This window comes from Nocardia sp. NPDC050408, from assembly GCF_044458905.1.
Classification (GTDB): domain Bacteria; phylum Actinomycetota; class Actinomycetes; order Mycobacteriales; family Mycobacteriaceae; genus Nocardia.
This window is the reverse complement of the sequence record NZ_JBITIL010000031.1, coordinates 33,172-33,433: the sequence shown is the minus strand read 5'-3', so window position 1 is coordinate 33,433 and position 262 is coordinate 33,172. Positions and strand designations below refer to the sequence as shown.

1 protein-coding gene is annotated in these 262 nt (G+C 64.5%); it reads right to left on the bottom strand.

The window, feature by feature from the left end; translation table 11 throughout:
• A partial coding sequence (locus ACIBJI_RS40055) for a tetratricopeptide repeat protein (protein ID WP_397088357.1) occupies positions 1-262 on the bottom strand: 262 nt, incomplete at both ends.

The following is a 262-nucleotide window of genomic DNA, read 5'->3' as shown; positions in this document are numbered from 1 at the left end:
TGCTCGAGGAGCACCCCGAGATTGTTCATCGCACCGAGGTCTCCACCGTCGACGGCCTTGCGATACCAAGTTTCGGCCTCGGCGATCTCCCCCCGCTGCTCGAGGAGCACCCCGAGATTGTTCATCGCACCGAGGTCTCCACCGTCGACGGCCTTGCGATACCAAGTTTCGGCCTCGGCGATCTCCCCCCGCTCCTCGAGGAGCACCCCGAGGAAGTAGATCGCACCGAGGTTTCCGCCGTCGACGGCCTTGCGATACCAGG